General features: G+C 70.3%; 23 protein-coding genes and 2 pseudogenes. 18 read left to right on the top strand and 7 right to left on the bottom strand.

Annotation, left to right across the window (positions count from 1 at the left end; genetic code table 11):
- The first annotated feature begins 7 nt into the window (after window positions 1-7).
- A complete protein-coding gene (locus ACFWB8_RS02245) occupies window positions 8-610 on the top strand; it encodes a TIGR03086 family metal-binding protein (protein ID WP_385221186.1) in 603 nt (200 codons plus the stop codon).
- A gap of 458 nt (window positions 611-1,068) precedes the next feature.
- Window positions 1,069-1,473 (top strand): transglycosylase SLT domain-containing protein, encoded by a 405-nt coding sequence (locus ACFWB8_RS02250; protein ID WP_385221189.1) that lies wholly within the window; start codon window positions 1,069-1,071, stop codon window positions 1,471-1,473.
- Here ACFWB8_RS02250 and ACFWB8_RS02255 read toward each other — a convergent pair.
- Complete coding sequence (locus tag ACFWB8_RS02255; RefSeq protein WP_385221191.1) at window positions 1,470-1,709, bottom strand: hypothetical protein; 240 nt, start codon at window positions 1,707-1,709, stop codon at window positions 1,470-1,472. The genes ACFWB8_RS02250 and ACFWB8_RS02255 overlap by 4 nt on opposite strands.
- 370 nt (window positions 1,710-2,079) lie before the next feature.
- On the opposite strand from ACFWB8_RS02255, the gene ACFWB8_RS02260 reads away from it, so the two are divergent.
- The 3 genes from ACFWB8_RS02260 (at window position 2,080) to ACFWB8_RS02270 (ending at window position 5,252) form a co-directional block, all read left to right on the top strand.
- Window positions 2,080-2,841 carry a maleylpyruvate isomerase family mycothiol-dependent enzyme gene (locus ACFWB8_RS02260; protein ID WP_385221194.1) on the top strand — a complete coding sequence of 254 codons (762 nt, stop codon included), beginning with the start codon at window positions 2,080-2,082 and terminating at the stop codon, window positions 2,839-2,841.
- 660 nt (window positions 2,842-3,501) lie between these two features.
- Window positions 3,502-4,131 (top strand): RNA polymerase sigma factor, encoded by a 630-nt coding sequence (locus tag ACFWB8_RS02265; protein WP_385221197.1) that lies wholly within the window; start codon window positions 3,502-3,504, stop codon window positions 4,129-4,131.
- Entirely contained in the window at window positions 4,128-5,252 is a 1,125-nt protein-coding gene (locus ACFWB8_RS02270) for a CU044_5270 family protein (RefSeq protein WP_385221199.1), read from the top strand. The genes ACFWB8_RS02265 and ACFWB8_RS02270 overlap by 4 nt, the downstream gene beginning before the upstream one ends.
- 324 nt (window positions 5,253-5,576) lie before the next feature.
- On the opposite strand, the gene ACFWB8_RS02275 is transcribed toward ACFWB8_RS02270, so the two are convergent.
- Window positions 5,577-6,017 (bottom strand): IPT/TIG domain-containing protein, encoded by a 441-nt coding sequence (locus ACFWB8_RS02275; RefSeq protein WP_385221202.1) that lies wholly within the window; start codon window positions 6,015-6,017, stop codon window positions 5,577-5,579.
- Window positions 6,018-6,411: 394 nt separating this feature from the next.
- On the opposite strand from ACFWB8_RS02275, the gene ACFWB8_RS02280 reads away from it, so the two are divergent.
- Complete coding sequence (locus ACFWB8_RS02280; protein ID WP_385221204.1) at window positions 6,412-6,822, top strand: RidA family protein; 411 nt, start codon at window positions 6,412-6,414, stop codon at window positions 6,820-6,822.
- A 13-nt stretch (window positions 6,823-6,835) separates the two neighbouring features.
- On the opposite strand, the gene ACFWB8_RS02285 is transcribed toward ACFWB8_RS02280, so the two are convergent.
- The 3 genes from ACFWB8_RS02285 to ACFWB8_RS02295 form a co-directional block, all read right to left on the bottom strand.
- Window positions 6,836-7,759: a hypothetical protein gene (locus ACFWB8_RS02285; RefSeq protein ID WP_385221207.1), complete on the bottom strand. Its 924-nt coding sequence runs from the start codon at window positions 7,757-7,759 to the stop codon at window positions 6,836-6,838.
- A gap of 310 nt (window positions 7,760-8,069) precedes the next feature.
- Window positions 8,070-8,408 (bottom strand): hypothetical protein, encoded by a 339-nt coding sequence (locus ACFWB8_RS02290; RefSeq protein ID WP_385221210.1) that lies wholly within the window; start codon window positions 8,406-8,408, stop codon window positions 8,070-8,072.
- A gap of 227 nt (window positions 8,409-8,635) precedes the next feature.
- On the bottom strand, window positions 8,636-9,562 hold the full coding sequence (locus tag ACFWB8_RS02295; protein ID WP_385221213.1) for an AraC family transcriptional regulator: 927 nt from the start codon (window positions 9,560-9,562) through the stop codon (window positions 8,636-8,638).
- A gap of 100 nt (window positions 9,563-9,662) precedes the next feature.
- Here ACFWB8_RS02295 and ACFWB8_RS02300 point away from each other — a divergent pair, with 100 nt between their 5' ends.
- The 6 genes and pseudogenes from ACFWB8_RS02300 (at window position 9,663) to ACFWB8_RS02325 (ending at window position 14,425) form a co-directional block, all read left to right on the top strand.
- Window positions 9,663-10,577 carry an MBL fold metallo-hydrolase gene (locus ACFWB8_RS02300; protein WP_385221216.1) on the top strand — a complete coding sequence of 305 codons (915 nt, stop codon included), beginning with the start codon at window positions 9,663-9,665 and terminating at the stop codon, window positions 10,575-10,577.
- A gap of 58 nt (window positions 10,578-10,635) precedes the next feature.
- A pseudogene (locus ACFWB8_RS02305) lies at window positions 10,636-11,156 on the top strand (DUF817 family protein).
- A 74-nt stretch (window positions 11,157-11,230) separates the two neighbouring features.
- On the top strand, window positions 11,231-12,034 hold the full coding sequence (locus ACFWB8_RS02310; RefSeq protein ID WP_385221219.1) for an alpha/beta fold hydrolase: 804 nt from the start codon (window positions 11,231-11,233) through the stop codon (window positions 12,032-12,034).
- Window positions 12,034-13,308, top strand: coding sequence for a PP2C family protein-serine/threonine phosphatase (locus ACFWB8_RS02315; protein ID WP_385221222.1), 1,275 nt, complete (start codon window positions 12,034-12,036; stop codon window positions 13,306-13,308). The genes ACFWB8_RS02310 and ACFWB8_RS02315 overlap by 1 nt, the downstream gene beginning before the upstream one ends.
- A complete protein-coding gene (locus ACFWB8_RS02320; RefSeq protein ID WP_385221225.1) occupies window positions 13,305-13,643 on the top strand; it encodes an STAS domain-containing protein in 339 nt (112 codons plus the stop codon). Before ACFWB8_RS02315 ends, ACFWB8_RS02320 begins: the two co-directional genes overlap by 4 nt.
- Window positions 13,644-13,792: 149 nt before the next feature.
- Window positions 13,793-14,425 (top strand): pyridoxamine 5'-phosphate oxidase family protein, encoded by a 633-nt coding sequence (locus tag ACFWB8_RS02325; protein WP_385221228.1) that lies wholly within the window; start codon window positions 13,793-13,795, stop codon window positions 14,423-14,425.
- Window positions 14,426-14,716: 291 nt separating this feature from the next.
- Here ACFWB8_RS02325 and ACFWB8_RS02330 read toward each other — a convergent pair whose 3' ends face one another.
- Window positions 14,717-15,340: a TetR family transcriptional regulator gene (locus ACFWB8_RS02330; RefSeq protein ID WP_385221231.1), complete on the bottom strand. Its 624-nt coding sequence runs from the start codon at window positions 15,338-15,340 to the stop codon at window positions 14,717-14,719.
- Between the two features lie 101 nt (window positions 15,341-15,441).
- On the opposite strand from ACFWB8_RS02330, the gene ACFWB8_RS02335 reads away from it, so the two are divergent.
- The 3 genes and pseudogenes from ACFWB8_RS02335 to ACFWB8_RS02345 all read left to right on the top strand — a co-directional run.
- Entirely contained in the window at window positions 15,442-15,639 is a 198-nt protein-coding gene (locus tag ACFWB8_RS02335) for a hypothetical protein (protein ID WP_385221234.1), read from the top strand.
- Complete coding sequence (locus ACFWB8_RS02340) at window positions 15,636-15,926, top strand: DUF4190 domain-containing protein (protein WP_385221237.1); 291 nt, start codon at window positions 15,636-15,638, stop codon at window positions 15,924-15,926. Before ACFWB8_RS02335 ends, ACFWB8_RS02340 begins: the two co-directional genes overlap by 4 nt.
- Before the next feature lie 652 nt (window positions 15,927-16,578).
- Window positions 16,579-16,698, top strand: a pseudogene (locus tag ACFWB8_RS02345) (aminoglycoside phosphotransferase family protein); the annotation flags it as partial.
- 260 nt (window positions 16,699-16,958) lie between these two features.
- Here ACFWB8_RS02345 and ACFWB8_RS02350 read toward each other — a convergent pair.
- A complete protein-coding gene (locus tag ACFWB8_RS02350) occupies window positions 16,959-17,300 on the bottom strand; it encodes a DUF5713 family protein (RefSeq protein WP_385221240.1) in 342 nt (113 codons plus the stop codon).
- 278 nt (window positions 17,301-17,578) lie between these two features.
- On the opposite strand from ACFWB8_RS02350, the gene ACFWB8_RS02355 reads away from it, so the two are divergent.
- The 3 genes from ACFWB8_RS02355 (at window position 17,579) to ACFWB8_RS02365 (ending at window position 19,930) form a co-directional block, all read left to right on the top strand.
- Entirely contained in the window at window positions 17,579-17,752 is a 174-nt protein-coding gene (locus ACFWB8_RS02355; protein ID WP_385221243.1) for a CsbD family protein, read from the top strand.
- A gap of 138 nt (window positions 17,753-17,890) precedes the next feature.
- Window positions 17,891-18,673, top strand: a complete 783-nt coding sequence (locus ACFWB8_RS02360) for a restriction endonuclease (RefSeq protein ID WP_385221246.1) — start codon at window positions 17,891-17,893, stop codon at window positions 18,671-18,673.
- A 33-nt stretch (window positions 18,674-18,706) separates the two neighbouring features.
- Window positions 18,707-19,930: a phosphatidylserine/phosphatidylglycerophosphate/cardiolipin synthase family protein gene (locus ACFWB8_RS02365; RefSeq protein WP_385221249.1), complete on the top strand. Its 1,224-nt coding sequence runs from the start codon at window positions 18,707-18,709 to the stop codon at window positions 19,928-19,930.
- Window positions 19,931-20,026: the final 96 nt, after the last annotated feature.

Below are 20,026 nucleotides of genomic sequence, written 5' to 3' on the forward strand. Positions count from 1 at the left end.
GCGGCAGATGACCGATACGACGACTCTCGACCTCGGACCACAAACCCACGTCGTGGCCCGTCTCGCCGCTGGCGTCCCGGACGCCCGGCTCGCCGACCGGACGCCCTGCCCCGAGTACGCGGTCGGTGACCTGCTGGGCCACCTCGCCAGCCTCGCCGTCGCTTTCCGTGACGCCGGCCGCAAGGACCTGGGCCCCACGACGGACACGGCTCCCGGCGCGGCCGCGCCCTCCCTGCCCGCCGGCTGGCGCGAGGAACTGCCACGGGTCCTCGGCGAACTGGCCGAGGCCTGGAGGGACCCGGCCGCCTGGACCGGCATGACCCGCGCGGGCGGCGTAGACCTGCCGGGTGACATCGCGGGGGCGGTGGCTGTCGACGAACTGGTGATCCACGGCTGGGACCTGGCCCGGGCCACCGGCCAGGAGTACCTTCCCGATCAGGCCGCGCTGCGCGCCTCGCACGCGTTCCTGCTGGCGGCCGCCCAGGACGAGAGCCGGGGCGGGGGCATCTTCGGCGCCGTCGTACCCGTACCGGACGACGCCCCGCTGCTGGACCGGGCAGTCGGGCTGAGCGGGCGCGATCCGGGCTGGACGCCGCTGACGTCCCCGTAGACCCTGCCTGCCCCTGAGCCGGGCAAGGAAGGCAGCCTGCGACCCCGATTTCCTTCGATTCGGGGGTTTAAGCCCCCGCCGACCACACCCCCGAAAGGCGTACAAACGGTCGCGGAGGGTGAGATTCGGGGCCCTCGGCGGTGAGGCGGCCCACAGGACGCAGGTCACATACGAAGCGGGATCGTAGGCCTTGCACGGTCCCCATCCACCCCCTCAGACCGGCTCCCACCTGCGCGGGCGTTGATCGTCACGGCGTGGGGTCGTTCCGCCCCGGCTGCGAGGGCCGCTAGTAATCGGGGTCGTTGCCAGGGTGTCCGGGCGTCTGTAGAACTGGATGAGTCGCCGAGCGGCACGGGTGCTTCACCCGCCGCAGACGAACCCCTCTCCTCCGCGTGAGTGGCTCACGCATGTCTTAGGCATGCCTGCGACCGCCCTTGTCCCCTTCGGAAGGTCAATCCGTGTCCAACGCAGTCATCCGCCGCATCGCCGCTTCCAAGAAGACCCTCGCGGGCTCCGTCCTCGCCCTGGGCGTCGCCGGTTCCATGCTTGCCGCGGTTCCCGCGCAGGCCGCCCCGATGAACGCCAAGGCGATCGCCCAGCAGATGATCAAGGACCCGGCGCAGTTCGCGGCCTTCAACAACATCGTTTCCCGCGAGAGCGGCTGGGACCACACCGCCACGAACTCCTCCTCGGGCGCCTACGGCCTGGTCCAGGCCCTGCCGGCCTCGAAGATGTCCTCGGCCGGCTCGGACTGGAAGACCAACCCGGCCACCCAGATCAAGTGGGGCCTGGACTACATGAACTCCCGCTACGGCAGCCCCGTCGGCGCCTGGAACTTCTGGCAGTCGCACCACTGGTACTAAGCCGACCAGCGGGTAGCAAACGCACGAAAACGCTCGGCCGGGACTTCCCAGCCGAGCGTCTTTGCGTTTGCGGCCGCCGAGCTCACCAGAGCGTGCACCTTCATCAAGGTTTCGATCGAGAACCGGGCTGAGGTTCCCCACTCCACGACGAAGCCGAGCCCTCCCGGAGGGCGGGCCTGTGCGAACGCCACGGTTTCGCGGTGATCAGCGACGAGATCCACACCGACCTGACCCACGCCCCGAACCGCCCTTGGGTGCTGCACGGCCGCCCCGACGGCCGCTGGGGGTGGTCACCTCGGCGTCAATGCCCTCCAACACCTCTGCGCTGAAAGGCAGTTATGGCGTCTACGGCGACAGGGCGTCCTGCGGTCGCGACCTGCGCCGCTCAAGGACGCCGACGGGCTGTCCTCCCCGCCCTCTTGGCGGTGACCGGCCGCCGGTATTGCCGCGTACCGCGCGGGGCGCCGGGTGCCCTCGGGGCGGGACCAAAAGTTGACATCCTCAACGTGTGCGAATTACCTTCGCATTACTTAAAGACATAAACCATCTACCTCTTTAAGTATCTGCACGGCCTGGGGCAGCACCATCAGAGGAAGGGCACAGAAAATGAACCCCGCCCAGCACGGAGCGGCCGTCGCGGCCGAGACCGCCGCGTTCGTCGCCACGGTCACCGCAGCCGACCTGTCCACCCCGGTGCCGACCTGCCCTGCCTGGACTCTCGCGGACCTCACGCAGCACGTCGGCAGCGTGCACCGCTGGTTCACCGAGCTGCTTCGCCAGCGCATCCAGCAACCGCCGACCAGTCGCGTGGTGGACCTGCGCCTGCCGGAGCATCGCGACGCCCTCCCGGACTGGCTGGCCGCGAGCGCGGCGGAAGCCGCCGAGGTGTTCGCCGCCACCGACCTGGACGCACCGATGTGGGCCTGGGGAGTCGACCAGCACGCCCGGTTCTGGGTTCGGCGCATGCTCTTCGAGACCCTCGTCCACCGGTTCGACGCCCAACTCGCACTCGGGCTCTCCCCGCACGTCGACCGCGTACTGGCGATCGACGGCATCGACGAGTTCCTCACCAACCTGCCGTTCGCCTCCTCCTTCGCGCCGCTGACCGCCCAACTGCGCGCCCCTGACCGGACGATCCGCTTCAGCTGCACGGACGGCGACGGCGACTGGCTGGTCGGCTTGCGCCCCGACGGCTTCGCCCTGGTCGCTGACCGCGCCGACCCCCGCTCGGCGGACGCCACGGTCCGGGGAACGGCCGCCGACCTCCTGTTGCTCCTCTACGGCCGTCTGGACCACCAGAGCGCCGCCTTCCACCTCCTCGGCGACCCGGACCTGCTCGCCCACTGGTTCGCACACTCCGCCTTCTGACCGGAAACGCTCACCGGGTTCGTACCGCCTGACCTTGCGCCTACTGGATGTGACGACACGTCCGATCGGCGCGCTCCCTGCCCACCTCGACGAGGTGGTGGAGGGGCTCGCGGGGAACCCCGCGCTGCCGCCTGAGCTTGTGCGCGGCCTCTTCGCCTACCGCGGGGGCCTTGACAGGGTTGCCGAGCACCCGGATCCGGCGATACGCGCGGCGGTGGAGACCGGTGCGGGCGACGCACCGCGAGAGCTGTTCGAGCGGCTGCTCGGTGATGGCGATCTGCGGGGCCAGGCTGGTGGCCGACTCGGACCCGAAGGTCTGCGCGACGCTTGCCCAATGGTGTACACAGGCCCCGGAGCCGGTGCGTCGGATCCTGCTGACGGATCCCGACGACGCAGTACGCGCCGGAGCCTGTGCGACCTCCTACCGACGGATTCCCCATCCCGTTCCGCCTGCCGACCTCGTCCCGGCTCTGCTGGCCGATCCGGTCACGCGCGCCGGGGCGGTGCGCCACTGCACATGGGACGCTGCCACCGCCGGTTGGCTGGCCGGCGATCCGGACGAGAGGTGCGCAGGCAACTCGCTCACCGGCTTCGCCTCGGTGATGCAGGTCACCGGAACCCGCTTGTGGGGCCGGACAGCTGATAGGAGTGACGACAGATATGCGAACTCGGGTGCGGGCCGGAGATCCGGACGCTTATGCGGAGTTGTTCGACAGCTACGCCCGCACCCTCTACAACCATGCCTTCCGGATGACGGGGGACTGGACCGTCGCGGAGGACGTCATGTCGGCGGCCTTCCTGGAGGCGTGGCGGTTGCGTGGCACGGTCGACGCCGAGGGCGGCTCGCTGAGACCCTGGCTTTTGGGCATTGCCACCAACCTCGCCCGCAACCACTCCCGTAGCAACCGCCGCTACCGGACCGCTGCTGCCGCCGCGGCGGCAGCGGGGGGTGCCGCATCCGTGCCCGACCACGCCGACGAGGTGGCTGGCCAACTGGACGACCGGCGGCAGATCGCGGCCACCCTGGCGCAGTTGAGCGCGCTGCGCGGACCCGAGCGCGAAGTCCTTCTGCTGTGCCTGTGCGAGGGCATGGCGTACGCCGAGGCCGCCCGGATCCTCGGCATCCCGGTCGGAACCGTCCGTTCCCGGCTGTCCCGGGCCCGTACCAAGCTGCGCAGACTCGCCGACGCGGAACTGAAGAGGAACAGGCGGGAACTCGCGACCGGGCCCCGACAGACATATGGCGACCGCACGAACGCGGTCCGGTCCGCACAGGAAGGAATCCGATGAACGCCGACCTTTCCCGGACCCACACGGCCGGCCGTGAGGAGGACTCACTCCTCCTGCCGTTCGCCGAACGGGAACTGCCCGCGGGCCGCCACCAGTTCCACAAGGAGCGCCTGATGGCCCAGATCCACGAAGACCTCCGAGCCGCCGACGCCGGCACCACCGCCGCCACCCCTGCCCGTACCACCAGGCCGCGCAACCCGTTCCTGCGCCGTGCGGTCCTCGTGCCCGCCGCGGCCTTCGCCCTGGCCGGCGCGCTCGCCACCGGCTTCCTTTTCTACCCGGACGGGGGCGCCGCGGACGGTCCTGGCTCCACGGCCGCCGCGGGCCCGGCGCTGACCACCCGTATCGGCACCGCCGACCCCCAGGGCACGCCGCAGCTCCTGGACCGCATCTCCCTGGCCGCCGCCTCCTCCACCACCACGTCCGGCCCGGCGGTGCGCGCGGACCAGTTCATCTACATCGCGAGCAAGACGGCCACCACGTACGTGAAGACCGTCAACGACAAGCACGCTCTGGTCAGCGAAGAACTGCACATGCGCCACCAGTGGAACTCCCCGAACGGCACCAAGGGCTGGTTGATCGAGCCCGGCAACACCGGCCCGAAGGGTGTGACCCTGGAGGGGCGCGACGAAAAGGGCGAAATCCCGACGGCGACCCTCAACGCGCCCAGCTACGACTACCTCACCAAGCTGCCCACCGACCCCGACGCGCTGCTGCGGAAGATCTACCAGGAGACCGCAGGCCACGGCCGCAGCCCCGACCAGGAGGCCTTCACCACGATCGGCGACCTGCTGCGCGGCAGCTACCCGCCGGCCGAGCTCACGGCCGCGCTCTACAAGGCCGCGGCGAAGATCCCCGGCGTGGTGACGGTGGACGACGCGGCCGACGCCGCAGGCCGCCACGGGCTCGCGGTCGCCCGACTCGACGAGCAGTCCGGCCAGCGCGAGGAGTGGATCTTCGACCGCCAGACCCTCGCGTTCCTCGGCGAACGCGCCATCCAGGTGCAGGGCGAGTCCGGCGAGCAGGGCCTGATCAAGCCCGGCACGATCGTATTCACCAACGCCGTCATGACCAGGGCGGTCGTCGACCGGATCAAGGAGATGCCGACCCCGACCGGCTGATCGCCCCGCGGGGCACGGGGCCCCGTCCGGGCCCGCGCCCGCGGTCGGAGGCCCGGACCGGCGGGGCGGTGCCGACGCGTGCCGCTCACACCGGGGTTTCGCAGGCCCTGCGCGCCGGTCACATCGCGCACCGTGACCGCATCACCCTGCCGGATACACGCGGCGGCGTGCGCTTCGCGCTGCATCCGGGCCCGCAGATCGGCCAGTTCGGGCCCGGATACGCCGATATGCAGGCCAGCCGCCTGGAATACGGGAGGCTCAGCGCCTGGCGGGCTGAGACCTCGAGGCGGGGACCCTGCCCCGACGGGTTCAACCGGGAGGGTGTCAGGCGAGGTAAGCGAAGGGGAGCGGATTGGTGAGCTGCCCGCAGGGGGTGGCGGCGTAGACGGAGACGGTCGCTGCCGCGGGCCACTCGGGGGCGACGGCGAGGACGGAGGTGTCGCTGAGTACCACCACGTCTGTGGCCTCCCGGCCGGTGAAGCAGCCGTCGGGTGCCAGGGTGCCGAAGAGCACCCGGGTGTAGGGGGTGAGGCTGGCGCCGATCAGGGTGACCTGGGTGCCGCCGCTGCGTGGGCCGGCGTCCGGCTGGAGCGCGACGAGCTGCCCCCGCGCGGACCCCGGGGGGTCGGGGTGGACTGGGAGTGCGCCGGGGGCGCAGTGCGCGGGCCCGGCGGCCTCGGCGCGCGGGGCGGAGTGGACCAGCGGCAGGGTGCACAGGTACAGCGAGGCGAGCAGGAGCGCGGTTCGGCGGCGGGTACGCGTCATGGCGGAGCCTTCCGGCGGAGGGGGCGGGACCGGAGGAGCCCGGGCCTGCCCCATCATGGGGAAGTCATACCGTGTGAATCCAGAACAAACTGCTGATGTCGCCGTGATTCGGTGGCGCGGGCACGGCCCTGTCCCCGCTGGTCGGAGCGTGGGTACTGGCCTGTGCGTGCGGGGCCGGAGCCCCCCACCTGCACCGGCCGTCACGCTGCCGGGCCCTGCGGGCGCCCGTCGCGATCGGTCGGTTCGGGGAGCCGGGGCTGCCGGCCGCTGAACGGCCGCCGCACAGCACGCTGGGCAAGTCCTCAGCGTCGTTTAGGGTCCGGTGGGTGTTCCCCCGGTTCTTCGGGCGGAAAATACGGTGCGTGCCGGCCGCGGGATCATCAGACTCACCGGTATGAGCGCGAAGATCACCCGTATCAACCCGGACCGGTTGCATGAGACGCCCGGCTACCACCACATCACCGTGGTCGAGGCCGGCCGGACCGCCTACCTGGCCGGACAGTGCCCGCTCGATCGCTACGGGTCCCTCGTCGGCCCGGGTTCCCTCGACATGCAGATCGACCAGGTCGCGGCAAACGCCGCGATCGCTCTGGTGGCGGTCGGCGCCCTGCCGCAACATGTCGTTCGCTCGGTGATCTACGTGTGCAGTGACGACACCGACGTCCTGGGTGCCGCCTGGCGCCGTCTCACCAGCTCGGTCATCGGCCCGGCGTTCACCACCGCCAGCACACTCCTGGGCGTCGCACAGCTCGGCTTCGGCGGACAGCTCATCGAAGTGGATCTCACCGCCTCACTGCCACAGTGAGGCGCGGCCCAGGTCACCGGTGTGCATTCGGTCCTGCCGTTGCGGATCCGGGAGATCTCGGTGAATCTCCCGCTGTCGGGCTCGCAGGCCGCGGGAGGGTGAGCCGGCCGCCCGGGCAGGCGCTGTTCCGGGCACCCGGATCCTGGAGGGGACGCGTCAAGCAGCGGTACCGCACCAGGTCCGATCGCTCGGCCGGAGTCAGCCTCCTCGGCCTGCCGAGGACGTCCCGGTCTGAGTCGGGGTCCTCGTCGACGGCGAAGTGGTAGGCGGCGTCGGTGAGGTAGTCGCGGCGGAAGCTTGTGTTCCACTGCGAGTTGCTGCCCCAGGCCAGCGACCCGTCGAAGGTCTCCCGGTTACGGCGCATGAATACTTCGTGGAGCGGCGACTGATCCGCGATGCCCGCGACCAGGTGCCGGGCGCCGGCACGCACCGTCACACCGGTGCGGCTGAACAGCATCTCCCCGAACATCAGGCCCGGCCAGACCGTCCCGGTGATCTCGACCGCCGCCTCCGGGTGCTCGTCCTGCTCGACGTGGACGACCTCGTGGAAGAACGGTTCGAACGCGACGTCGCCGATCGGGGCCATGCCGAGCCGGGCGAAGGCAGCCAGGTACTGGTCACGGGTGATCTGCGGCCAGCACTCGGGCTGGTGGATGTCATGCGCCCAGGGGATGTCAGAGCCCGGCGGCGACAGCGGCTGGAACGTGTAGATCAGTGCGTCGCTGACGCGGCTGAGCGCGTACGCCGTCTCCAGGGGATCGCCGAACTCGTACTGGGTCCGCATCCACCCGCCGAAGGCGGCCAGAGGCGCGAGGGCCACCCGGACGGCGTCGGCGTGCTCGTCCAGCCACGGTTCGACAATCGCGAGGAAGACGTCCGCACCCTGGTACCCCTCCACGGCGTGGAAGAGGCGGCGGGCGCGGAGTGCGGGGATCATGCAGTGCAGCGCAGGCAGACCCGCCCGTGCGGTCGACCGGGCAGCAGGACTGCTTCAACTCGATCTGCGACCGGGCCACGCTGACAGGGGCATGCGGAGCGCCTCGTCAGGGTGCTGCACGACCAGCATCGGCGTCGCGAGCGCATCTACCTGGCATCGACTGCAGCAGGCAGGCAGGCAGGCAGGCAGGCAGGCTGTGCTGTGCTGTGCAGGGAAAGTCGTGCCCGCGTGGGTTCCCGGCGCCGCCGAAGCACGGCGCTCGTTGCTGTGCCCCGACCCGGCGGGGCACAGCTTCCCAGCGTTCGGGCGGCTATGCGGACCTGCGACGGAAGGCACGGCGGACCCCGTACACGACCACGAGCAGCACGATGACGATGACCGCGACGATGACGAGCTTCTTGAAGAGCCCGCCGCTCTTCTTTTTCTTCTTGCTCTTCTTGGTCTTCTTGTCCCCGGTGGCGGCCCGAACGGGGGAAGACACCGGCGCGTGGACACCGGTCACCGAGCTGGCGCCCGCTGCAGGGAGACTGCCCGGCATGAATGCCGCCGCCGCAACGGGCGCCTGCCGAGCGACGGGCACGGTCGCCCCGGCGGACGCCGCGGGGCCCAGCAGCAGCCCGGCGAGTACGAGGAGCGGCACGAGTGCCAAGGCCGGCGCCGATATCGGGACGGTCCTCAAAATGTGGTGTCTCTTCACTGTTTCCCCTGTCCTGCGTTGTCCTGACCGCGCCCGGTGGAGTCCGGACGGCCAGGGCTTCAGAGCATCGTCGGCGACTTCGGCTGCCCCGGCAAGGACTTCGAGCGCGGCCGCCTTGACGCCGGCGTAGTCGGAAGAGGATTTGAGCGAGCACGAAGGGGACGGTTCATCAACGACTCTCACACGGAGGTCGATCGCTCCGCTGTCGAGGCCCGGTACTGACCCGGCGTAGTACCGAATTCCCGGCTGAAGGCGTGTGAGAGGGCGTAGGGGGTGCTGTAGCCGACGCGGCGAGCGATGGTGGCCAGTGGGTACGGGGTGTCACGGAGCAGGGTGGCGGCGAAGGTCAGGCGCCACCAGGTGAGGTACGCCATCGGTGGACGGCCGACCAGGGTGGTGAAGCGGCGGGCCAGCGTGGCGCGGGACACGCCTGCCTCGGCGGCCAGACGCTCGTTGGTCCACGGGGCGGCCAGGTCCGAGTGCAGCGCCCGTAGGGCGGCGGCCGTCACCGGGTCGCCCAGTACGGTCGGCCAGGTGCCGCTCCCTTGGGCTGCCCAGGACCGGATCATGTACACGAGGAGGAGGTCCAGCAGGCTGGGCACCGCGATGCAGGCGCCGGGCCTTTGTGTGCCCAGCTCGTGGCCCAGCAGGTCGACGGCGGCGCGCAGTTCGACATGGGCGCCCACTCGGTTCGGCAGGTGGACGACCTTCGGCAGTTCCGCCATGAGCGGGTGTATGCGACTGCGGTCGAGCCGGTACTTGCCGCACAGCATCTCCACGTCGCGGGCGGCGGCTCGCGGCCGGTGCGGCCCGTTCCCGGCGAGCCACTGCTCGAACGGCACCGCCTGGCTCACGGTGGCCGCGTCGGCCGGGGCGTTGGCGATCACGTGCCCGGTGCCGTGCGGCAGCAGCACCACGTCGCCCGCACCGAGCGAGACCGGAGAGCCACCGTCGGGCAGCAGCCAGCAGCTGCCCTCCAGCACCACGTGGAAGCCCGCGCCGTCGTACGGGGTGAGCCGCGTGCACCAGTTCCCGCCCACCCGAACCCGGTTCGAGGAAGGGCGCCCGATGCGTATCGCCGACACTGCGTCACTCACCACGTCCATCGGGCCAGGATATTCGTAGCGTCAGCGGTGAGACGGCTGCGTATCGGAATGAGCTCAACAGGCATTGAGCAGCTCATTCGCTCCTCCTAGAGTCGAGGGCATGAAGAGCGAGAGCAAGCAGAGCATCGTGCTCGGCGATGTCGAGGTCATCCGAGTCGTCGAGTGGCAAGGGGCGTTCACACCCGCACGCGGCCTGGTTCCGGAGTCCGGAGCCGAGGTGTGGAAAGGCAACGAGGACTGGCTGGCGCCTGATCACTGGGAGTCGGACACCGACAGGGCGGTGGTGGCGCTGCAGACCTGGGTGTTGCGCAGTGGTGGACGGACCGTCCTGGTCGACACGGGCGTCGGCAACGGGCGCGAGCGGCCCGGCTCGCCGCAATTCCACCACTGGCAGGGCGATTTCCTGGGTGGGCTCGCGCAGGTCGGCGTCCGGCCGCAGGACGTCGACGTCGTGGTCAACACCCATGTCCACGGTGATCACGTCGGTTGGAACACCGTTGGTGTGGACGGAGGGTGGGAGCCGACCTTCCCCAACGCCCAGTACCTCATCCCGGCCGCGGACGACTTCCACTTCGGCCCGGACAACGCGTACGGGAACGGCCTCCGGGAGGACGACCGGCTGATCTACGAGGACAGTATCGCGCCCGTCCACCGGGCCGGGCAGGCTGTCCTGTGGGACGGAGCCCACCGCATCGACGAGCACCTCACTCTGGAGTCCGCGCCCGGCCACACGCCGGGCTCGTCCGTACTGCGGCTCACGTCCGGGGGCGACCGGGCGGTCTTCGTCGGCGATCTCCTGCACAGCCCGGTCCAGATCCTCACACCCGCCTGCAACAGCTGCTTCTGCCTGGATGCGGAACAAGCAGTGGCCAGCCGCCGTCGGATCCTCGAACGAGCCGCCACCGAACGGGAGCTGGTCGTCCCCGCACACTTCGGCGGGGCGGGCGCCGTGGAAGTCCGGCAAGAGGGTGACGGGTTCACCCTTGGGCGGTGGGCTGCCTACGGTACGGAGTAGGTGGCGTCAGCCGTAGCGGAGCCCTCCTCCCCCTCGGCGCGATGAGGGGATCTGCGCCGTGTGGCGACTGCTCAGGCTGGACCTCAGCGGATATCGACCGGCCCCCACCGCGGTGGGGGGAGGCGCACTGTACGTGAATTTCATCAGTCACCACTGGCTGCCCGACCTGCGCCGGCCCCTCGCTGCCCTGCTGGTCGTGGTGCCTGGCGGTACCCGTACCAGCTCGGCGGCTGGCAGCCGGTGTCGATGCAGGAGTTCGGCGCCTGGGCGCTGCTGGTCAGCGTCCTGTGCGTCCTCGGAGCCACCGCGCAGCACCGCCCCCACCCCCGCGCCGTCAGGGCTTCCCGAGCCGCCACCCGTTCCGGAGCGCTCGCCCGGATCAAACCGGCCGACGACACCTCGTGTGCCAGCGGTCGCTGGCCTGCACCGCACCGGGCAGGGCCCTGCGGATGGCCTCGCCTCGCCGTATGCCCCCGAACCATCCCCCGAGTGAGCCGGCGGGGGCGTCCGGGAACCTGGCCCTCGTTCGTTCCTGCGCTTCGTGATCACAGCGGCAGTCGGTGGTCGTTGCGGGCGTGAAAGCGGTGGGGCGGGGTACGCGGTGATTCAGGGGATGGTGAGAGCGGTGAGCCGGGCTTGAGAGACTGCTGGGTATGGATATCGAGCGTAGGAACAACATCACGGTCACTGGCAATCCGCAGGGCCCGACGGTGGTGCTCGCGCACGGGTTCGGCTGTGATCAGAACATGTGGCGTCTTACGGTGCCTGCACTGGTCGAGGACTACCGGGTGGTGCTGTTCGACTACGTGGGCTCGGGCCGCTCAGATCTGTCCGCGTTCTCGGAAGACCGATATGCCTCTCTGGACGGTTATGTCCGAGATGTGATGGAAATCTGTGATGCCCTCGACCTGCGCGACGCGGTCTTCGTGGGGCACTCCGTCTCCGCGATGATCGGAGTGCTGGCTGCCGGCATGGCTCCGGAGCGCATCGGTGCACTGGTGATGGTCGCGCCCTCACCCCGGTACATCGATGACGAAGGCTATCGGGGCGGATTCAGCGCGCAGGACATCGACGAGCTGCTCGATTCGCTGGAATCGAACTACCTGGGCTGGTCGGCGGCCATGGCACCGGTGATCATGGCGAACGCGGACCGGCCCGAGCTCGGTGAGGAGCTGACGAACAGCTTCTGCGCCACCGACCCGGCCATGGCGCGCGTCTTCGCCCGGACCACGTTCCTGTCCGATTCGAGAGACGACCTGAAGCGCGTGAGCGTGCCCACTCTGGTGCTGGAATGCACCCAGGACGCCATCGCCCCCCGCGAGGTCGGCGCCTTCGTCCACCAGGCGATCGAGGGCTCGACGCTGATCACCCTCGATGCGACCGGGCACTGCCCGCACCTTTCCGCACCCGAATCCACGAATGAAGCGATCACCAGCTTTCTGGCAGGCCTGCGGTGATGTGCCGTACCGGGCAGCTGCCCGACCCCCACGGCGCCGGCAACGAGGAAGCCTCGAAGGCGGCGTTCGCGGCGCTGCTGGAGGACAGCGCCGAGGAGCTCTATGAGAGCGCGCCGTGCGGGTACCTGTCCACGCTGATGGACGGCACCATTGCGAAGATCAACACCACGCTGCTGGGTTGGCTCGGCCTCCAGCGGGAAGCGGTGGTGGGCCGGATGCGGTTCACCGACCTGCTGACCGTGGGCGGCAAGCTCTACCACGAGACCCACTTCGCGCCGCTGCTGCGCATGCGGGGCGAGATCGGCGGCGTCGCTCTGGAGATCAAGCAGGCCGACTCCGCCCGGCTACCGGTGCTGGTCTCCGCCGTTGTCAAGCAGGGCAGCACGGGCGAGCCCCTGCTGATCCGCACCACGGTCTTCGACGCGCGCGACCGCCGCGCCTACGAAGAGGAACTCCTGCGGGCCCGCAAAGCCGCCGAGGAAGCACGCCGGCAGGCCGAGAGCGACCGTGCCCGGCTGCAGGACGCCCTCGCGGTGCTCCAGCAGTCGCTGCTGCCCGACACCCTGCCGTCGATACCCGGAGTGGAGGCGGCCGCCCACTACCGCACCGCCTCTCCCGACCGGCTCGGCGGCGACTTCTACGACGTCTTCCCCGTCGACGGCACACGCTTCGCCTTCTTCCTCGGCGACGTGTGCGGCAAGGGCCCCCAGGCCGCAGCGGTGACCTCGCTGACCCGCTACACCCTGCGCGCCGCAGCCCTGCACGACCCCGACCCCGTCTCCGCCCTCTCGACCCTCAACCAGGTGCTCCACGAGCGCTACACCGGCGGCGACCCCCGCTACTGCACCGCCATCTGCGGCACGGTCGAACCCGACCCCGCCACCGGGCAGGTCACCGTCAGCCTTGGCTCGGGCGGACACCCGCCGGCCCTGGTCCTTCGTGCCGACGGCACAGCAGATTTCCTGCCCACCCCCGGCGGCCTCCTCGTGGGCATCCTGCCGGACGCGCCCTTCACCACCGCCACCACCACTCTCGCCCCCGGTGACACCCTCCTGCTCTACACCGACGGCCTCACCGAAGCCCGCACCGGCGAAGGGCGTACCGCTCTGTACGGGGAGGAGGCTCTGCGCGCCTTCGCCGCCGACCACGCCGGCAAGTCCCCGGACGCGGTCATCGAGGCACTGGCCGGTCTGCTGGACGACTTCGGTGACGGCCTCGATGACGACACCGCCCTCCTCGCCCTCGGCGTCCCCACGATGAAGAACCCGCGATGACACCGCTGAAGATCACCACCCGGGACTCCCCGGCCGGTCCCGTCGTGCAGATCATCGGCGAACTCGACTACACCACCGCCCCCGAACTGCGTGACCTCCTCGCCACGCTCACCCTCGAACCGGGCCGGCTCCTCGTCCTGGACCTCGCCCGGATGGAATTCTGTGACTCCAGCGGCATCAGCGCCCTGATCGCCGCCCGCAACCACGCCCACGCCGCCCAGGCAGACATCGCACTCGCTGCCGTCCCGGCCAACACCCTGCGCCTCCTGCGCGTCGTCGGCCTGGACCGAGTCTTCCGCTTGCACCCCGATACCGGGTCCGCGACCGGGCCCTGACCACTGACACCGGCTCGCGGTGCAGATAGAGACAGCGTGAACCCTTTCCCCAAGTACCGGCGGCTCCCTCGAGGACGCCGCGCGGAGGGCCGTGGCATAGTCGCGGCGGGGCGGCGGTCCGGCCGCGCACGAGCAGACGGGGGCGGGCAGTGAACACAGAGGCGTTCGAGGAGATCACCACCGGGGCGGAGCTGCGCGAGGTGCTCGGCGAACCAACCCCCGTGGCCCTCAACAAGGAACGTCGGACCCTCCACGACCACCACAAGCAGTGGCTCGCGCGGTCCCCGCTCTGCCTGATCTCCACCTCCGCCGCCGACGGCACCTGCGACGTCTCGCCCAAGGGCGACCCGGCCGGTTTCGCCAAGGTCCTCGACGACACCACCCTCGTGATCCCGGACCGCCCCGGCAACCGCCGTGCGGACAGCTACCACAACGTCCTCACCAACCCCCACGTCGGTCTGCTCTTCCTGATCCCGGGCCGAGGCGACTCCCTCCGCGTCAACGGCCGGGCCCGGCTGCTCCGCGAGGCGCCCTTCTTCGACGACCTGACCGTAAAGGGCCACCGCCCCACGCTCGCCCTCCTCGTGGAGATCGAACAGGTCTACTTCCACTGCTCCCGGGCCTTCGTACGCTCCGCCCTGTGGAAGCCGGCGACCTGGAACCCCGACGCCGCCCCCTCCAGGGCGAGGATCTCAAAGAGCCTGGAGCGCACGCACGAGTCCCTGGAGCAGCTGGAGCGCTACTACGGGCCCTCGTACGACGAGAAGAACATGTACATCTGACCGCGCGGGTCCGCGGGTCGCGGATACCCGCGCAACCCAGGAGGACGTACGGCGCCCAGCTGTCCGGGACTTGGTCGCCGACGTGGCGGCCCGGGAGCGGCCGACATACGCTGCCGGCTCCTGGACCGGCACGCGCCGGTACTACAAGTCGTACGGGGGCGTACCCGCGGTGCCGTACCGCTCCCGATTCCCTGTCAAGTTCTGCGTGTTGAGCCGCGGCGAGTGAAGGGCGCAGACCCGGGACGGGCCCCAGGCCCCAGGGCGGCCGCGTAACGGCGGGTTCCGCCCGGGTCACGCCTGCCAGTGCACGCGTCCGAGGTGGATCAGACGGAGCTGGCTGCGGGCGGTGGCGGTGACGGCCGACCAGTCCTCCCCGCGCAGCGAGGCGGCGAGGCACGCCGAGGCCGTCATGAACATGTGGTCCACCAGGAGCCGGGACAGCATCGTCCGGTCGTCGGCGCCCCAGCCGGCGCTGAGCGGATCGGCCGCGAGTGCGGCGCCGATCTCGTCGGCGAACGCGTCGAGTTGCCCGGCGATCGACTCGCGCACCGCCGTGACTCCGCCGTGCCGCTCACGGACGAGAAAGCGCACGTGCGCCGGACGGCTGCGGACCAGCTCGACGACGAGCTGCACCGCGGCGTCGCCGCGCCGGTCGGCATCACCGGTGGCGGCGAGGGTGTTCCGCACTGTCTCGTGCAGGCTGGCCAGGGCCTCATGGACGAGGGCGGTCCCCAGCTCGTCCATGCCGCCGAAGTGCCGGTAGAAGGCGCTGGGGGTGACCCCCGCGGCCCTGGCGACCTCCCTGAGCCCGAGGCTGCCGAGGCTCCGCTCCTCCAGCTGCGACAAGGCCGCGTCGAGGAGGGCTCGTCGCGTGCGACGGCGCTGGGCTTCGCGGACACCGGTGTTCGGACTCATGCCGGGCAGTCAACCGCGTCACAGTTGCCGACCGCCAGCATGAGCCGTGCTAGACCGGGTAGTCAGTGAACAACTGTTACCTATAAGTAGGAGGAACTCTCATGCTCTTCCTCGTTGCCGCGCTGCTCCTCCTGGGCGTCGTCCTCGGCACTGTGGCACACGTACCGGTGCCGGTGAGCGTGGTCGCCGGCCTCGCGATCGCCGTCTGGCTCGCCCTCTTCGCCGCGCGTGAGCGCCTGTCGGGCCGTCAGGGCGGGCGCCGAGGCCATCACGGCCATCACGGGGGAGGTCTGCGATGAACACGCGGACCACCTCCGTGGAGACCCGTTCCCGTTCCCGTTCCCGTACGCGTACCCGTGACGCCGACGCGATGGCCGTCACCGCCTTCGTCCTGGGCCTGGTCGGGCTCCTCGTCATGAACCTGATACTCGGCCCGACCGCCGTCGTCCTCGGCTCCCTCGCCTTGTGGCGGCACACGTCCAGGGCCGGCCGGGCCTGCCTCGGCATCGCCCTGGGCGCGGCCGACTTCGCGGTCCTCGCCTGCCTCGCCACCGCCGACGGCACGTGGTCGTGGAGCCTGACCTGAGGCACACAGACGAGCGCCTTGCGCGCCTGGTCTTCCGTGTTGCGGTTGGGGGCGCGTGCGAACCGGTGATCGTGGGGCCGCAGGAAGACCGGGACGAGCCACCTCGACGAGATCGAGGCCCGACCAAGTCCAGGGCGGGGGAGGCGGCGTACACGACGGAGGCCGGCGTTGGCGCCGTCCTGACGACGAGCAGGCCGTTCGGGATTGAAGGCATGAAGGCGCTGCCCCCGCCCCCGCCGAGCGGGCGGCCATGCGCCACCGCGGCCCGATGACGCCCTGAGCTGGGGATAAAGCCGGTGGATGCGCCGGTTCATGGAAGCTGAAGCTTGGTCGGGGATCGTGCGTGAGGCACTGGGGGTGGGGGTCCGTGTTGTCGGAATGGACCGGTTGCGAGGCGGGGGCAAGAAAAGGGGGTCTACCGGGTTCACGTGGACGGGCCGCGTGCGGCAAGCGTGATCGTCCACAGCTGGGCCGAGGCCGAGAGCTTCTGGCCAGCTGCGGAAGGCATCGGCGCGACCCACCCGTTCGCTCCTGCAACCGGGCCGGTCCCCCTTTCCAGCCGCTCAGCGGAGGCGGGACCGCCTCGGGGTCCGGGTTCCGGGAGTGCTCCTGGCTGAACGGCCGCCGCCGCTACCCGGCGGATGTGGCGCTCATGCTCGCGATGCGCCTCTCACTGGTGGCCGACCCCCTACGCCTCCTCGACGGCGACTTCCCCCACCGCGCGATGATGCGGGGGATCGCTGAACACAACGTGGATGAGGCGCTCGCCCTTCATCACCCAGCTCCAAGCTCAGGCCGATGCCAAGCGCCTGACCGCCGGAGGCAATCCCGGTACCCCGGCTCGGCCTGGGGCGATCGCGCAAGCGCCCGGACCGGGTGCGGGCCCGATAGAGCGTACGACTCCCGCGAGAACCGTGGCTATCCACGCCGCCGCGGGATCGAGGCCACGATCCCTGTCCCTACGGACCGGGTCCGCAACCGCCACAAACTCGGCGAATGGCTCTGACCGGCAGATGGCCTTCCCGTCGTCGTTCACCAGTCGCGGCTGGCGATCAGCTCCTCTACATCCGCGTCCGGGAACCCGTATGCCGACGCGACGAACCAGAAGCCCTCGGCGATCCACTCACGCGCAACCGTCTCGATCCCACTCCCGGCTGCCTCGAACTCCGCCTCCAGAAGATTGAACTCCTCCGTCGCGGCCTGGGTGAGCGCATACAGGGCCTCCAGATCCGACGGCTGCCTGGCCTCAATCCGCTCGCACAGCCGCAGCAGGATCGCCCTGCCCTGATCGACGACGTGATCGGGGAAGTACGGGTCCTCGTACATCTGCCGCAGAAACACGTGCCCTGCTACCTGCTGGTTTGTGATCGGCATGCGCTTCCCCATCCCCTAAAAGAACTGACGCGCCGATCCTGCACGACACCACTGACAACGACGCCGCCCCTGTGTGCCAGACCGCTCGTGCCGCCGTCCGCCGACGGGGCCGGCGAGGGCCCCGGTACCCGTGTCTCAGGGGTTTGCCGGCCGGTCGCGGCGGAGCGTCGCACCGTCCGAGGCGCCCCTTGACGGAAAAAGAAGGCATCCGTTTGAGGTCCGGGGTCCTGGCCATACGAGGAGTCGTACGAGTTTCCCACCTCAGGGAGTGGTCAGCTGTGTCGGGTAACGAGAAGAACCAGGCCAAGTCCGAGCAGGCCAAGGGCAAGCTCAAGGAGACGGCCGGCCGTGCGGTCGGCAATGAACGGCTGACGGCCGAAGGCCGCGCCGAAAAGGCGAAGGGCGATGCCCGGCAGGCCAAGGAGAAGATGAAGGACATCTTCAAGCGCTGACCTGCACGACCCGCACGACCCGCACGACCGGTATCCACCGCGGTCCCGAACCCCTCATGGGTTCGGGACCGCGGTGCACGTGAGCGGGCACGGGAAAGCGCATGGGAACGCACGTGAACGAGAGAGGGAGGCTCCGCCATGACGTCACCGGGGGAGGACAGGAGCCCGGCGCGGCCCGGCTCCGCACCGGCCGGGCGTGACGTGGTGCTCGCGGTCGGGCTCGTGGGGATCTGCGTCGGCGGCCTGGCCGCCTTCCTGAAGGCCGTCGGGGTGGCTGAGGGGGGCGGTGCCGGTGGATCCGTGGTGCCGATCGCCACGGCGGTGCTCATCACGGTCGGGGTAGCAGTGGCTAAGTGGAGCGTGTCACCCGTGCGCCGCCCGCCCCGGGTACGCCGGCCGAGTGCGCCGGATGCGTACGCGGAACCGGCGCCGCAGGTGCCCGACGTCGCGGGGGAGGCCCTGGACCACGCCGCGGTCGACGCCGATGGATTCGAGCACACGGTCGCCGCCCTGTGTGCCCGGGACGGCTGCACGCCCGTGGAAGTGGTCGGCGGCGCCGGAGACCTGGGCGCCGATGTCGTCGCGACGACCGCGGACGGACTGCGCCTCGTCCTCCAGTGCAAGCACTACGCCGACGGCAACCGCGTCGGCTCGCAGGACCTGCAGCGCTTCGGTGGGACCTGTTTCGCCGTCCACGAGGCCGACGTGGCAGTCGTCGTCACCACGAGCTCCTTCACCGCACCAGCCGCCGAGTACGCTGCCGCCTGCGGCATCGTCTGCATCGACGGCGAGGCCCTGGCAGCCTGGACCGACCAGACCGCGCCACCACCCTGGCAGGCGACCGCACCCGCACCCGGACCCGCATTCGGACCCGCATCCGGACCCGACCGGGACCCCGCAGAGCGGACGCCCACCGCCTGAGCCGCCATCAGGGCATGATCGAGGAGCACCGGAATGACCAACAGAGAGCAGCTGCTCAGCGGCGCGCCGGACGTGGCGGTGGCCGCCGGCAGCCGCACAGCCGACGAACGGATCCGCCGCATACGCCGACGCCTGGAACGGCTCATCGGCATCGCCGCGACCGAGGGCAACGCCCTGCGGCCGCTGCGCAACGGTGACGAGATCTTCGCCGCGATGCTGGACGGCATCGCCTCCGCACGCCACACCGTCGACATGATGACCTTCGTCTACTGGCGGGGCGACATCGCGACACGGTTCGCCGAAGCCCTCTGCGACCGGGCGCGCGCGGGCGTGCGGGTGAGGCTGCTGCTGGACGGCTTCGGCAGCCGCCTCATCGAGCAGGGCCTGCTCGACAGCATGAGCGCCGCCGGGGTCGAGGTCGCCTGGTTCCGCAAGCCGCTCTACCTTTCGCCGCTCAAGCAGAACCACCGCTGCCACCGCAAGGTCCTCGTCGTGGACGAGCAGACCGCTTTCACGGGCGGCGTCGGCATCGCCGAGGAATGGTGCGGCGACGCACGCAACCCCGGCGAATGGCGGGACACACACGTCGAAGTCCGGGGTCCGGCAGTCGACGGCATCGCCGCGGCGTTCGCCCAGAACTGGGCGGAATGCCACCAGGAGCTGTTCGACGACCGCGACCGCTTCGTCAGCCACGAGCCGAGCGGAGACGCCATCGTGCAGGTGGTGCGCGGTTCCGCGAGTTTCGGCTGGCAGGACATGCAGACGCTGGTACGCGTCATCCTGGAATCGGCCGAGGAGCGGGTGCGCCTGGCGACTGCCTACTTCGCCCCCGACACGTACTTCATCGACCTGCTCTGCGCCACCGCCCGTCGGGGCGTCGAGGTCGACATCCTGCTGCCGGGCCCGTACACGGACAAGCGGGTGTGCCAGCTGGCCGGTCAGCACCACTACGAGGCACTCACCGACTGCGGCGTGCGCATCCACCAGTACCAGCCGACCATGATGCACGCGAAGATCATGACCATGGACGGGGTCGTCTCCCTGATCGGTTCGACGAACTTCAACCGGCGCTCCCTCGATCACGACGAAGAGGTCATGCTCGCCGTCATGGACGCCGGATTCACGGCGACCCTCGACGCGCATTACGACGATGACCTCAAGGCCAGCGAGCTGATCCGCCTGGGCCGCTGGAGGCGCCGCTCGCTCGTGCAACGTGCGCGCGAAGCCGCGGTGCAGCCCATCCGCCGCTACCTCTAGTCGGCCGCGCCGGCTGCGCAGGCGGAGCACGCAGTCATCCGGTTCGATCATGTGCGGCGCGGCGCGGCGCGGCGCGGCGCGGCGCGCCGTGACGTG

It is taken from the genome of Streptomyces sp. NPDC060031 (assembly GCF_042736805.1).
Classification (GTDB): Bacteria; Actinomycetota; Actinomycetes; order Streptomycetales; family Streptomycetaceae; genus Streptomyces.